Here is a 13,423-nt window from a genome sequence, read left to right as displayed (position 1 = left end):
ACAGGTAAGGTGAGCTCGTGAGTAGCGGCGTCCTTTCGCGATATCTCGACTACGAATTCTTACGGCAGCTTTCCGGCCGCTCGCTCGAACCGCGCGGATTAGTCAGCGGAAACCTCGCTGGTTCACACAAGTCGCCGGCGTCGGGTTTCGCGGTCGAGTTCTCGGGGCATCGCGAATATGTTCCTGGTGACGATCCCAAGCATATCGACTGGCGCGTTTTCTTCACGCGTGATAAGTACTTCATTAAGCAGTACGAGATGGAGACCAACTTCGTCTGCCATCTGATGCTCGATATCAGCAAGTCGATGCGCTACGGTGACGATGGTTCGCAGAAGATGCTATTTGGTTCGCGATTGGCGGTGAGCCTCGCGCACAGCATTGTTCGACAGGGCGATAAGGTTTCGTTCACGACGTTCGATACGCAAATCCGCGGTCACATTCCGGCCAGTAATGCCTTGCCGCAGATCATCCGCATGTCGCAGCACCTCGACGAGACAGCCGCCGAAGACAAAACCGACCTACATGCTTGCTTATCCGAATTCAGCCAACGCATGGCGCGCCGCGAGATCGTCATGATCTTCAGCGACTTCTTTGGTGACTTGACGAAGCTGGAATATGCTATCCAGCGAATTCGCTTTAACAAGCACGATGTGGTCTTGGTGCAAGTCATCCACGATCACGAACTCAACTTCAACCTCGATGGGATGACCCGATTTATCGGGCTGGAAGTCGACGCTCAGCAAATTGCCCAACCGGCCGATATCCGAAAGTCGTATCTGCAGGCGATTGGGCGGTTCAATTCCGAACTGGTCGATATCGCCACCCGCAACAACTGCGACCATCTGCTGGCCTGTACCAAGGACAATCCAGGGGCGATCTTCTGGGAGTATCTCAACCAGCGCAGCCTGCAAAATCGACGTATCTAAGCGCTGCCCAATTCAGGCAAACGTTTCACGAGATTTTCTTATTCAACGGTAGAAATGGCCTTCAGGTGGCCAATTAAGCCCTATTACGGGAAATCAGCGCGCCGTCAGTCCCGATTTTCGGCGTTTTTTCTTTAAGGGTGCCGAAAGTCACGTTGACAACAAAGGTAAGATAGTCATCATTAAGACATACGCCAGCTAACCTCCAAAGTCCGCTTGGCTCAGGCTCGAAAGGATGGCCAGGATTTCCGTGCCAACCTGGGGAAGATTAGCCTCTATTACAATGAAGATTAGGTAGAGCAACCCTACGCTCGGAGAATCACGATGAAATTCTCATTTCGCCTGGCAGAATTGCTGAATCACTCGCCAGATCCTAAGAAACGACCTGGCACCATTAAAGCGATCTGCGACTTCACTGGATTGGATCGCCACCAAGTTTCGTCCTTGTTGAAGAACGAAGCCAAGTACATTCCCTTGTCGGCCTTGGCTCAAGTGTGCGACTTCCTGATCAAACATGGCTACGCGGAAGCAAATCAACTTCCTGGTGCGTTGTTTGCCGTGGAACCAGAAAACTTCTGGGAACTGTTGGCACGTCGCAAACGTGTTGAAATGTGCCTTGGTATTCGTGCGGACGAAAACTGGGCGGAAGGTGCCTGGGTTGTCGCTTCCGACACGATCCTGCAAGGCCAACTACTTACCGGCATTTCTACCCTCGGCGGTACCGCCAAGTATCGTCAAAGCAGCTTGTCACCCGACATGCTTTCGATGGGTGCCGACGGCTACATCTCACGCGACACACCGATTCCACAACCGGAAGACCTTTTCCAGACGTTGGTTTGGGCTCCTGGTCAGGCCGAAGACGAGGAAGTCCATCGCCGTGGTCATGAAGTTTATACCAACTTCCAAGCGGTCGACGGCGACAAGGCATTGATCAGCCTTGGTAGTATTCGTAGCAATCCCGTGATCGAACTCAGCCTGGCCAGCGCGTTCAATACCGAACCGTTCATCAGCCAAGACGAAGTCGACGATCCTAGCCAGCGAGCGATTCCGATTTACCTTCGTCACCGCGAAAAGAACGTTCAGTTCCCCAGCTCGTGCTGCGGTGGTGACCAGCTTTCTAAGAACTTCTCACCAGAAACACCTGGTTTCTACTACGAGAAGGAAGATGGTAGCTGGGGCTGCTGCAAATGGGACGAAACAACCTACGAACCAGCTTACCTCATCTACGTCTATCACGAATCGCAAGGCCGCCTCGAGATGATGCTCGGTGGTTACTCAGGTCGTGGTACCCGCTTGCTTGCCAAAACTCTCTCTAGTCGTCCAGAAGAGTTCTGGCCCCCGGTCTTCACCGGTAACGGAACGCAGATCGGTGCTTATGTTATTCAGTACGAACTGAAGAAACAAAAGAAGGCTCGTAGCGTGTTAGTGGCGGATTACTCGGCAACGACCAAGATCATTCCGATCGATCCGAAAGCCATTCAGCGTCGCTTGACGGTCTAGTTCCGCTCAGGCAACAACAAGCCAATAGAAAAGGCCGCTCGCAACAAAGCGAGCGGCCTTTTCTTATTTTGAATGCGAATTGCTAAGCTTACGGCAATTCACGAATTTTCAGACCACGGAATTCAACAGGCGAACCTTCCGATTCCAAACACAAGAAGCCTGTGGCTGGTTGGCAATCTTTTCCACCGGAAACTTCTTCGCCGTTGACCCACAAACGGATCTCACCGTTGATCGCCCGAACGTAGTAGTGATTCCACTCGCCGACGCCCTTGCTCAGATTCTTCGAGGGAAAGCTTCGTTGCCCATTCGGCGAAACAGGTGGGAACGGCTTCATCTTGCTGACGCCAACCGGGAAAACATCACCATGGCAGGTGAACCAGTCCGCCTTCCGCTTGCCACCATCTTCGTAAGCTTCAGTGTAGCCGAGATCGAGGACCTGAACTTCGATACCACCTCCTGGCAAACCTGGCTTGGTCAGTTCTTCCAGCTTTTCGGGAATGGTCCATACGAACAGCCCACTGTTTCCGGCACTCTTTAAGTGACGCCACTGGCATACGAGCTCGAAGTTAGTGTACTGCTTGACGCTGCGAGTCACACTTACCGGTTTGCCGGTACACTCGATCAGGCCGTTGTCGTTGAACGTCCAAGTATCGTCGTTGCTATTCACTTTGACGAAGTCGTCTTTGCCGAGTGCGACCCAGCCTGGACCTTCGCCGTCGATAAATGCTTTGCTGACAGGCTCTTCGCCCAGGCAAAACGACGGAAGCAAAGCCAATGCGGCGACGAACATAAACCAAGTTTTCATCTACGGTATCCTCAATGGTGCGATTGTTGATAATGGGAAAAGGTGCTCGACAAGCCGTTAAACCGACCAGCCGTCACGATACTCTTTGGACATGTACTGTGCGGCTTCCGGAGAATTGGTCACCTGACCGGTCGTTGCATCATACTCAAGCTTCTTGCCAACACGATGCGCGACGTTGCCCAGTAGGTTATGCTCGATCAGCTTGCCAGAGTAGTTGAAATTGCAAAGTGATTCTCCGCCGGTCTTGGCGGCGTGTATCCATTCCGCGTAATGCCCAAGGCTCGGTGCGATCTTGTCGGCCGGGGCAGGATAGTCTTTGAATTTGTCGCCTGGGCTCAGGACTAGTTTGCCGTAGTCGGCAACCAGCACGCCGTTATCACCGACGAACGCTACACCAATGCCCCACTTGTTGATCTCGGTATCGTTTCCGACCAATGGCTGCAGATAATCACTGCGGCGTTTCATGCCTTCGGGGCCGTGGTACCAAATCACCTTGGTAGGCTTCGACCAATTGGCATTTCCTTCGCGCGGGGCGTGTTCCCAGGTCGCCATTTGCCAGGGAGGGCAAGCGACTTCATCGGCGTCAGGTCCTTCAGAAACGACACTAGTCGGGCTCTTCAAATCGAGTGCCCAATACGGAAGGTCGATCAGGTGGCTCCCCATGTCCCCCAGCACCCCGTTGCCAAATTCCCAGCGCCGATTCCAATTGAGATTGCCACCTTGCCAATAGGCAGTGTTGTAGGGTCGCATCGCGGCAGGTCCGACCCAGGCTTCCCAATTAAATCCTGCGGGTACGTCTTGCTCTGGTAGCTTCGCCACATCGACCGGATTGATCGTTCGGCTGCACCAGACGTGTGCTTCTGAGACCGGGCCAATCGCGCCGGCAGCAATCAATTCGACGACACGTCGATAGTTTTCGGTTGCATGAATTTGCGTTCCCATCTGGGTAGCGAGCTTGCCCTTATTCTGCGCGTAGACTTCCTGCATCAACCGGGCTTCTTCCACGGTATGTGCCAGGGGCTTCTCGCAGTACACATGCTTTCCTGCCCGCATCGCGGCAATTGCCGCGACGGCATGATGATGATCAGCCGTACTGATTACCACGGCATCGATCTGCTTATCCTCAAGCAGGTCTCGCCAGTCGCTGAAGGTCTTCGCCGCTGAAAAGCGTGATTTGGCCTGCTGTAATGCCTTGGGATTCGTATCGCACAATGCATAGATATTCTCGCCACTCACGCCGCCAGTGTTGGCTGCCCCGCGATTACCGGCGCCGATGATGCCGATGTTCAGTTTCTCACTGCTAGGCTTCTCCGCTGCACCCAAGTGCAGCCCAGGTCCGAAAACGGCCGCCGCAGCGGTTACCGTTCCGGTCGTTCGCAGAAACGCGCGTCGCGTTACATTGGGCTTCGACATGCGATATTCCTTGCATCAAAATGAGGGAGGCAGCGGCGATCTGAAATCGAGAGGCGACGAGCGCCATCGTCGATTTTTCCGTAGATCGCTCGTGATATGTAGGAGGGACGCAGTTCATCTGCGCTGGTGCGATTGTAATAGATCCACGCGCACAGGTCCCCTCTTTTTTCGCAGATTGCGACTAGAAAATCGAGTGACTGGCACCAGCTCAGCGGCCGCCAGAAGAGGGAGACGTTAGTCGGGCACGCTACGAATCACCAGGTTGCGGATCTCCGACATCTCTTGCATCGCGAACCGCACCCCTTCGCGTCCGATGCCACTCTCTTTGACACCCCCGTACGGCATGTGATCGACTCGCCAGGAAGGCACGTCGCCGATGATCACGCCGCCAACTTCCATCGTGTCCCAGGCTTTCATGATCTTTTGAATGTCGCGGGTAAAGATACCGACCTGAAGACCAAAGTCGGTGTCATTCGCTTCCGCTAAGGCATCGTCAAACGTATCGAACGAGCTGACGACGGCGACCGGACCGAATACCTCCTTCGCACAGACCGGCTGATCTTTCGGTACATCGGCCAACAGTGTGGGCGAAACCATGATCCCGTCACGCTCACCACCGACCAGAACCTTTGCGCCGGCTGACTTTGCGGAAGCAATCCATTCGTCGATGCGTTCGGCATCCTTTTCAGAAATAATTGGGCCCACGAAGGTGTCTTCGGCTTGCGGATCGCCCGCTTTTAGCTTGCCCACCTTCTCCGTGAGCATTGCGACTGCCTTGTCGTAGAGATTCTTATGAATCAGTACCCGCTGCACGCTCACGCAGCTTTGTCCCGACTGGTAGAACGCTCCGAAGATGATCCGCTCGACCGCATCTTCCAAGTTCGTTCCTTCGTCGATGATACAAGCGGCGTTACCCCCCAGTTCGAGCGTCACCTTCTTTTCGCCAGCGCGGGCTTTCAGTTTCCAACCAACGTCTTGCGAACCGGTAAAGCTCAGCTTCTTCAGACGATCGTCTGTCACCAATAGGTCGGCTGCCTCGCGATCGGCCGGCAAGATCGAGAATGCTCCTTCCGGTAGATCGGTTTCCGCCAAGATCTCGCCGATCAAGAGTGCTCCCACCGGCGTCTTGCTGGCTGGCTTCAAGACAAACGGACAGCCAACTGCTAACGCTGGAGCGACCTTATGCGCGACGAGATTCAGAGGGAAATTGAACGGCGTGATGAACGAACAGGGTCCGATAGGTACCCGTTTCCACATCCCTCGATATCCGGTCGCACGCGAACTGATGTCCAGCGGCATGACCTCGCCCACCATCCGAGTCGCTTCTTCTGCCGCAACACGAAAAGTATCGATCAGCCTGGTCACTTCGCCGCGGCTGTCTCGAATCGGCTTTCCTGCTTCGATACACAAAGCTTCGGCGAACTCGTCCGAACGCTCTTCAAACCGCTTCACGCAGTACTGAAGCACCTCTTGCCGACGGTACGAGGGGAGCTCAGCCATCGGCTGAGCAGCTTGCGCGGCTCCAGCAATGGCCTGTTCCATCATCGCTACGTCCGCGAGCGGCACCTTGGTGGCTGACTTTTGGCGAAACTTATCTTCTACCGAGAGGTTGAAATTAGGAGAGATTGCCTTATTCGCCAGGTAAGCAGGGTAGTTCTCGTTCAGCGACATGGGTGTTCCTTCCTGGATGGCAAACGCAGAGAATATGCTTCGGTGCTGACATCCTACGCCGCACGTTTCACCGAACCAGGGGGCGTCGATTCGGATTGGGAAATCCTTACGAATTTCCACCCGAAAGCAGCCATTTCGATTTGACAAGTGAACATGAATACAAGTATCATCAAATACCTCTATTGGGTAGTCAAATGTCCAGTACGCTTGAGCGGCTTCTGGGCATGATTTCGCAGGGTAAGCGCGAAAAAAAATACTGCCAAATTTTGGGAACCACTCCAATAACCGCGCGTCTCATACGAATCGATAGAAAAAACCATACCGCGCAAGAGTTTTGAGCGACGGTAACCTAGCCCAACCCACGACGGGAGGAAATCATGGTGGCCAGCCGGTTCCTTATTGCTAGCTTATTTATCTGTACCTTCGTATCTGCTGCGACCGCCGCCGAAGTTCGCACGTGGACCGATACGTCCGGCAAGACACTGACCGGCACGTTCGTCGAAGTCGTCGATGATGATACCGTCCGAATCGAAGCGGACGGCAAGACTTACGACATTCCGATCAGTCGCTTCAGCAATTCTGACAAGCAATACATCGAGCTTCAAAAGGCAAACGATACCGATTCGCCTACTGAAAGCCCACGCCGCCGACGCAGCAACCTGAAAGGCTGGCGTCAGTGGACGGACTCCGACGGAAACGAGATCCGAGCCAAATACGTCCGCATGGTGGACGGTGAGGTTGTCTTATTGCAAGGCAACATCGGACATCGCGTCGACTTCTACAAGTTGAGCGAAGAAGACCAAGCCTATTTGCGGACCGAATTGACCGCTATCGGCGAAGAAGGTTCGATTCCGGCAAAGCCGGTCACGCCAACCGCTGGCAACGAAGGTATGAACGGTGGCCAGGGCGGTAATCCCTCGTACACCCCACCTTCGATCACGCCGCAGAACGGCAACACCTATGAACCGAACGTGATGGGCAACCAGGCACCTGCCTACGCGCCTCCGAAGACTGCTGCGGAAATTGCTGCTGAGAACGCCAAGATTGAAGAAGCTCGTCGTCGCGAAGCGGAAAAACAAGAGTACGCCGCTCAAAAGCAACGTGAGAAAGAGGAAGAAGACGCCCGCCGTCGTAAGCAGGAAGAGCGTCAGCAACAGCAGCAGGTCGCCAACAATAGCGGCCCTCGTTTCCCTCAAGGCATGAACAATTCGTCCACGCCCGACTTTGGTGGATACCAACAAGAACAAGTCATGGTCTACCATTGCACTAACTGTAACAAGGAAGTTCCCGCCAATTTAGGTGCTGGTGACCACTGCCCTCACTGCAATGCATTCTTCCAATACGAAGAAAACGAGTTTGGCCAAAAGACCAAAGAAGTCGCCATGCCGTGGTACTACAGTGCACCCATCCCAATCGGTTTGATCGTGTGGGTTGTTGTGGCTGTGATTCGCCGCATGGGATCGTAAAAGGGTCGATCCCAAGAGAGGATCGATCGCAAGAGATAATGCTCGATCGAATAGATAACCCGGTCTGAAAACTCAGGCCGGGTTATTTCTTTTTCCGAGCTTCGAGAATCGCTTGAATCAGCGGTTCGGGGACTGACTCAGGAACTTGTTCTTCGGCGAACTGTTTGCAGCAGGTTTTGCCCAGCTTGATCGCCGTTCGGTAGTTCTCCAGATAGTGCTCGCAGCATGGGCAGCGCGAAAGATGCGTTCTCATCACGCACATCACGTCATCAGGCAGGTTACCTTCTAGGTAATCCCCCATGAATTCGTAAAGTTCCTTGCACGTTAGTTTCATTTGTTAGTACCCGCTGTTCATATGCGGATCCAACAGGGTCTTTAAAGCCTGCCGGGCACGATGTAGCCGCGTCTTGACGGCCGAAACACTTAAATCCAGTCGTGCCGCAGTTTCCTCGGTACTTAGCTCTTCGATGTCACGAAGCAGCAATACGGTTCGGTAACTTTCCGGCAATTCTTCAATTCTTTGGCGAACTATTTCGCGGGTTTCCCGACTTTGAACAGCCGTATCGAACGTAACTGCCCATGAGGGTTCGACTTGGTCGCGATGCCCGTCGGAAACGAAGTGAGGCAATAATTCCTCGACCGTTCGTTCTCGTTTCCGTTTTCGCGTGCGAAGCTTCATCAAGCACGCGTTCACGACAATTCGGTGCAACCAAGTGGAAAGCTTCGAGTTTCCCTCGAAATCGCCGACGGCTTTAAAAGCAGAGAGGAAAGCATCCTGAACCGCATCCTGAGCGTCCTGGTCTTGCCCCAGAAAACGCTTGGCAACTACTAGCAAACGACCGCTATAAGCGCGTACAAGGTACTCGTACGCGTCATCTTCCTGCCGACGAAGGGCTTCGATCAGCTCTTCTTCGGTTTTCCAGGGGCTCGTTGGTAGTTCGGATCCCGTGCTTTCCATAGCTGCCAAAAATAGCAAATCGTGGGTAGTTCGTCTACGATCGTCTTCCTCTCGTACTCCATTGCCTTCCAGGCAAATCCACAGAGGCCAAATGGCCACTTCTCGGCCAAGTGCTAGACTAGGTTACGGAGATTGGCCCCGGTTGGTGCGCGAAATAAGCGACTTTGTTTCCACGGCTTCCCTGAGTTGCTCCGTTATGGCGAACCGATTAGATTGAGCTTGGGCACGGCACGCAAAGCAGTCTCTTGCTTTTTAGGGGGAGTACGATTTCTGTGCGATTTCTTACCGTCATAGGCACTTTGGCCTGTTGGGCTTTCGTGTCGAGCGCTGCCTCCCCCGAATTGCTGGCCGCCCCACTCCAGTTTTCCATCGGACAGGTCGATATCACGCCAGACGTATCCAATAACAAAGCCGTCTGGCTCGCTGGCTATTATCACGGCCGGGCCGCCACCGACGTGCACGACCCAATCCATGCCCGCGGCATCCTACTTTCCGACGGGGATCAATCGGTGGCAATTGTCAGCCTCGACCTGATTGGCTGGTCGTTCCCATCGACTCAGCGGATCCGCGAGCAGTTGCCGGAAGTTGACTACGTGATGGTTTGCAGCACGCACAGCCACGAAGGTCCCGACACGATCGGGATCTGGGGCGAATCATTCATCAAGTCAGGCTTAAATGATGCCTACAACGAACGTGTCGAGCAGGCCGTCATTACCTTGGTCCGCCAATTGACAACAACGCTCGAGCCCGTCACCGCCCAGTTCGCGACAATTGATCGCCCCGAACTGGTGCATGATAGCCGTTTGCCGATCGTGATCGACTCGACCATTCGTGTGCTCCAATTCCGCTCGAAGACGAACAACAAGCCGGTCGGCCAATTGGTTCAAGGGACAGCGCATCCCGAGGCACTCGGCTCGAAGAATACACTGATCACGTCGGATTTTCCCTTTTACACCCAACAGCGGCTACAGCAAGAATACGACTGCCCGACGGTGTACGTCAGTGGAGCGATTGGCGGACTGTTGGCACCGCCGCCGGAAGGGATCGTGGACCAAAGCAACAAGCCACTTCACCCCGGCAATTTCGAGTATGCTGAGGTGTATGGGACCGCGGTTGGTCAGGCCGTGATCGATGCCCTGAAGACTAGTCAACCGCTCAGCCTCACACCGATCACCGTCGATCGAAAAGAGATTGCCATCCCAATCGACAATCCGCTCTACCGGATGGCGCGCTCGTTGAACGTGATTCGCCGTGTCAGCTTCGAGTGGACCGGTTCTGCCGAATCGTGGGGCGAGCAGATCACCCGTAAGTTCCGCCCCGAACGAGGCGCAATTGTGACCGAAGTCGCGGTCGTCACTCTTGGGTCGCTTCGCGTCCTAGGCATCCCAGGCGAGCTCTATCCAGAACTGGTCACCGGTGACATACCCGACCCCGCATTACCGCAGGTCGATTATCCCGAGGCACCGATCGAACCGGTCGTGAAAGACCTTTTCGCCAACCAACCGTGGATGTTGATGGGACTCGCCAATGATGAAATCGGCTACATCATCCCAAAACGGCAATGGGACCGCGAACCTCCGTTCGCCTATGGTCGCAGCTTATCGCAGTATGGCGAGATTAATAGTTGCAGCCCAGAAGTGGGCCCCATCATCATGAAAACGCTGGCCGAGTTGAGCGAGCGTAACGCCAAGGCTGCCGAGGGGAACTAGCCACTCGCAGCCTCGGAACCAATGCCTTAGTTGACTGGAGGCAACAAGCGTGGTGGCTCCAGTTCCGGAGCAGGCGGAATCTTGTTCGATTCGGGTGCAGGTGGCGCCACGGTGCGAACCGGGTTATTCTGCGGCTGATCGCTGATGAACATCGTCTTGCTCTGGGCGGGCACCATTTCAGGTTCGCTCGGTCGTTCTCCTTGGATCCGAATGAGCATCTGTTCGGCTGGTTTCAGCGAAGCGTCCGCGGCCAAGGCAGCGCGGAATGCGGAAGTCGCTCCGGCGTTGTCCCCTTTGCGATACAACAGGAAGCCAAGATTGTACTGTCCCTTCGATTTCCCATGTGCGTAGGTCAGCTGCGACAACGCTTCGTCGTTGCGACCTGAGTCGACCAGGATCATCGCCAGGTTGTTACGATAGCGAGGATCTTCCGGTGCGATCAATGTCGCCTTGTGGAACTTCTCCATCGCCTCGTCTTTGCGTCCCATGCGTGCCAGGCACAAGCCAAGATCGTTGCTGATGGTCGCATCTTCTGGATACTGCTTAGCGGCTTTTTCGTAGGTCGAAAGAGCGTCTTCCAAGCGATTGGTACGGTGCAGTAGGCGGCCATAGCTGATCAAGGCCAGACGATGCTTAGGAAACTTCTCCAAGCAGGTTTTGTACTGGCGTTCGGCGGCCTCGAAGTTGCCGCCGTTCTCCATCATGCGCGCGGCGTTCATGTAAACTTCGGCGTTTACTTCTTCCGGCATGTTCGAGAGGCTGATCGGATCGTCATCCGCGACCTTCGGCTCATGGGCGGCTGGTGTCGGGGACGTGCTTGGTGTGAAGAAGCCAGAAATCGAGCTTCCGGCCTTCTTGAATGCCGACGTGATCGAATTGTCCGACGATTCCCCTTCGCCTGAGAATTGAATCAGACGAAACTTGCTTTCCCCAGTGCTTTCCGAAGAAATACGACTGACCTGGTGAATCGGTTTCGGCCGTTCTGCCCCCAAAGCCAAGGTCGGTACAACGACCACGGCATGGACCGCCAAGCCGGCACAAAGCAATTCACGCGTGCAGGTTTTCAAAACGCTTTTCGCGATAGTCTTTCGCATCGATCCCTTGCAGGGCCCTTGCGGACCATTGCCTCCATGCACTGGTTTGGGTTCGTCTGCCGATGCCCCGCTAGCAAAAGGGCAGTCTGCAATGAATAGTTCTTCCTTTCATTGCATCGGCATTTCAATACGCAACTCTCTAGCGTTTTGCGCTAACCACGATGCCTGGCACGGTCCGTATCGGGGGTGCCTAGGCGAGGATTGGCAGATATGACTAGCCGTCTGCGTTCGAAGGCAACCGCGGAGCGGGGATCGTGGCACGCTCGCGGCGGTAGACGTCGTCGATGTAATCAGCCGAACGACCAATCGGTTGGTTGGGGCTGACCAGTACTTCGGTGGCATCTGCGTTGCCGACCAACTCCTGCATCGCGGTTTGCACAGCGGCGATGCGGACATTGGTTTCTTCCTCAGTCAGGCCACGCATCACAAAGATCATACGACGATCTTCGGCCGACATCAGAATCTGCCGAACCTTCAGCTTGCCCGCTGGTGTCAACACGATGTCATTGTTGGCTGGCTCAAAGAAGTGATCACCCAGCGTATTTTGTAAGCGAATGCCAGACGCGGTCATTGTCGCAAAGTAGTTGCGAACTGAGGCTCGGTCTTGTTCGACGAATGGTGAAGGCCAGCACTTGTTGCGGGCGTAGTCGATGTGCACTCGATCCCAGAATTCGTTCCAACCCGCTTGGCTGACTGAGCAGAAGAGGAGTGTCGCCAAAATAGATTTGGTAAATAGGTTGCCGATCTTCATGCGTGGCCGCCTTCCGTGGGTTCTCGCCGGGGATCCATGCGCCTCTGCTGACCTGAGGCGCGCTATTCTCGTTCAGAGAATGCATCGACAACAAAACAGCCAGGTCAACACTTGTGTCGACCTGGCCGTCATGAGAGTTAGAATCGTTAAACTCGCAGCAACCCTACGAGTTTGCCGCCATCATTGGTAGCATCTCGCGAACCACTGTGATAGCAGCTGGTCCGACAAGCACCACGAAGATGCCGGGGAAGATGAAGAACACCAGAGGGAAGATCATCTTCACCGCCGTCTTGGCAGCTTTCTCTTCCGCGATCTGACGACGACGTGTTCGCATTGCATCACTCTGCACGCGAAGGGCCTGGGCGACGCTCGAACCAAACTTATCGGCTTGGATCAGAATGGCCGCAAGTGAACGTAGATCTTCGACACCCGTTCGCTGACCAAGTTCGTGCAGCACATCGACACGAGCCCGGCCCATCTGCAACTGAAAGTTACACATGCCGAACTCTTCGGCGATGACGCGGTAGGTCTTCTTCATTTCTTCTGCCACGCGTCGCATAGCCTGATCGAGACCAAGACCTGCTTCGACACAAACGACCATCAAGTCGAGTGCATCCGGCAAACCGCGGAAGATCTGTTCTTTGCGAGTCTTCCCTAAGTACCACAAGCCCACTTCGGGCAAGTAGAAGAAGAAGCCCAACACAAGCCCTGCCTTCAAAATGCCAAACAGCGAGAAGTCGCCAAGCAGCATAAACGTTCCGCCGCCTAAAAGCAGACCGCAGACCAGCCCAGCAAACTTCAAACCGAGGAACGTGGTCGGTGCTGCTTCGCTCCGGAAGCCAGCGTACGACAACTTATCTTTCAGCTTGTTAGCGTCTTTTTCATTCGTGGGCTGAAGAGGTTTGGCCATTGCGGGCGAGGCCTTTTCCAAGACCTTTCCCAAAGCTCCACCCTTGCCACTTTTTTCACTCCGACCACTTCGCTGATAAGGGTCTTTCAGTCCTTCCAGGCGGTCCTCGGCACGGCTATTGTCTTTGAAAAGCATGTCGGCCAGGAAATAAATCCCGGTGGCGATCAGCCCAAACACAGCTACCGCGATGATCAAGACGCCGTTGGTTCCGGATTCAAACATG

Annotated in this window: 12 protein-coding genes; 4 read left to right on the top strand and 8 right to left on the bottom strand. The window is 54.6% G+C overall.

Annotation, left to right across the window (positions count from 1 at the left end):
* Positions 1 to 17 precede the first annotated feature (17 nt).
* A complete protein-coding gene (locus tag C5Y83_RS24380; RefSeq protein WP_105332405.1) occupies positions 18 to 926 on the top strand; it encodes a DUF58 domain-containing protein in 909 nt (302 codons plus the stop codon).
* Between the two features lie 321 nt (positions 927 to 1,247).
* A complete protein-coding gene (locus C5Y83_RS24375; RefSeq protein ID WP_105332404.1) occupies positions 1,248 to 2,423 on the top strand; it encodes a helix-turn-helix domain-containing protein in 1,176 nt (391 codons plus the stop codon).
* An 88-nt stretch (positions 2,424 to 2,511) separates the two neighbouring features.
* Here the strand turns inward: C5Y83_RS24375 and C5Y83_RS24370 are convergent, their stop codons facing one another.
* The 3 genes from C5Y83_RS24370 to C5Y83_RS24360 form a co-directional block, all read right to left on the bottom strand.
* Complete coding sequence (locus C5Y83_RS24370) at positions 2,512 to 3,228, bottom strand: DUF1080 domain-containing protein (protein ID WP_105332403.1); 717 nt, start codon at positions 3,226 to 3,228, stop codon at positions 2,512 to 2,514.
* Between the two features lie 57 nt (positions 3,229 to 3,285).
* On the bottom strand, positions 3,286 to 4,641 hold the full coding sequence (locus C5Y83_RS24365) for a Gfo/Idh/MocA family protein (protein WP_105332402.1): 1,356 nt from the start codon (positions 4,639 to 4,641) through the stop codon (positions 3,286 to 3,288).
* Between the two features lie 234 nt (positions 4,642 to 4,875).
* A complete protein-coding gene (locus C5Y83_RS24360; protein ID WP_105332401.1) occupies positions 4,876 to 6,312 on the bottom strand; it encodes an aldehyde dehydrogenase family protein in 1,437 nt (478 codons plus the stop codon).
* 377 nt (positions 6,313 to 6,689) lie between these two features.
* Between C5Y83_RS24360 and C5Y83_RS24355 the strand changes: the two genes are divergently transcribed.
* Positions 6,690 to 7,778, top strand: coding sequence for an SHD1 domain-containing protein (locus tag C5Y83_RS24355; RefSeq protein ID WP_105332400.1), 1,089 nt, complete (start codon positions 6,690 to 6,692; stop codon positions 7,776 to 7,778).
* An 82-nt stretch (positions 7,779 to 7,860) separates the two neighbouring features.
* On the opposite strand, the gene C5Y83_RS24350 is transcribed toward C5Y83_RS24355, so the two are convergent.
* Both C5Y83_RS24350 and C5Y83_RS24345 read right to left on the bottom strand, forming a co-directional pair.
* The gene (locus C5Y83_RS24350; protein ID WP_105332399.1) at positions 7,861 to 8,112 is read right to left on the bottom strand and encodes a hypothetical protein; all 252 of its coding nucleotides are present in this window, start codon (positions 8,110 to 8,112) and stop codon (positions 7,861 to 7,863) included.
* A 3-nt stretch (positions 8,113 to 8,115) separates the two neighbouring features.
* Positions 8,116 to 8,736 (bottom strand): sigma-70 family RNA polymerase sigma factor, encoded by a 621-nt coding sequence (locus tag C5Y83_RS24345; protein ID WP_105332398.1) that lies wholly within the window; start codon positions 8,734 to 8,736, stop codon positions 8,116 to 8,118.
* Positions 8,737 to 9,008: 272 nt separating this feature from the next.
* Here C5Y83_RS24345 and C5Y83_RS24340 point away from each other — a divergent pair, with 272 nt between their 5' ends.
* Entirely contained in the window at positions 9,009 to 10,445 is a 1,437-nt protein-coding gene (locus C5Y83_RS24340; protein WP_105332397.1) for a hypothetical protein, read from the top strand.
* Between the two features lie 26 nt (positions 10,446 to 10,471).
* Here the strand turns inward: C5Y83_RS24340 and C5Y83_RS24335 are convergent, their stop codons facing one another.
* The 3 genes from C5Y83_RS24335 to C5Y83_RS24325 all read right to left on the bottom strand — a co-directional run bounded on the left by C5Y83_RS24335 (position 10,472) and on the right by C5Y83_RS24325 (position 13,422).
* Positions 10,472 to 11,539 carry a tetratricopeptide repeat protein gene (locus C5Y83_RS24335; protein ID WP_146117910.1) on the bottom strand — a complete coding sequence of 356 codons (1,068 nt, stop codon included), beginning with the start codon at positions 11,537 to 11,539 and terminating at the stop codon, positions 10,472 to 10,474.
* Between the two features lie 214 nt (positions 11,540 to 11,753).
* The gene (locus C5Y83_RS24330) at positions 11,754 to 12,290 is read right to left on the bottom strand and encodes a hypothetical protein (RefSeq protein ID WP_105332395.1); all 537 of its coding nucleotides are present in this window, start codon (positions 12,288 to 12,290) and stop codon (positions 11,754 to 11,756) included.
* 163 nt (positions 12,291 to 12,453) lie between these two features.
* Positions 12,454 to 13,422 (bottom strand): type II secretion system F family protein, encoded by a 969-nt coding sequence (locus C5Y83_RS24325; RefSeq protein WP_199195123.1) that lies wholly within the window; start codon positions 13,420 to 13,422, stop codon positions 12,454 to 12,456.
* Between the last annotated feature and the right edge of the window lies 1 nt (position 13,423).

This window comes from Blastopirellula marina (assembly GCF_002967765.1).
Taxonomy (GTDB): domain Bacteria; phylum Planctomycetota; class Planctomycetia; order Pirellulales; family Pirellulaceae; genus Bremerella; species Bremerella marina_A.
This window is presented reverse-complemented; position numbering and strand designations above follow the sequence as displayed.